This window comes from Chromohalobacter sp. HP20-39 (assembly GCF_033052815.1).
Lineage (GTDB): Bacteria > Pseudomonadota > Gammaproteobacteria > Pseudomonadales > Halomonadaceae > Chromohalobacter.
Genome location: NZ_JAWHTP010001163.1, coordinates 1 through 236 on the forward strand (window position 1 = coordinate 1; position 236 = coordinate 236).

Here is a 236-nt window from a genome sequence, read left to right on the forward strand (position 1 = left end):
GCTCGACGCTGCCCCGAGCAGCCGCCCGGTCTTCCAGATCCATGAGGGGGCATGGCTTCTTGGCGAGAAGGTCAAGGCGACCAAGCCGCAACCGGAACTCTTCAACAAGCCCGTGTCGTACAACGACGCACGGGACCGCATCAGTACGCTTGCCGACGTTGCCGACTGGATTGCTCGCACTTACAACGTACGGGTGGTCATCGATCCCTCGGTGAATGCACCGTTCCCCTCGGCGC

General features: G+C 62.7%; 1 protein-coding gene. It reads left to right on the forward strand.

Annotation, left to right across the window (positions count from 1 at the left end; translation table 11 throughout):
• Nucleotides 1-236 (forward strand): hypothetical protein (locus RVY79_RS21550; protein ID WP_317466661.1); only part of this gene is annotated, 236 nt, incomplete at both ends.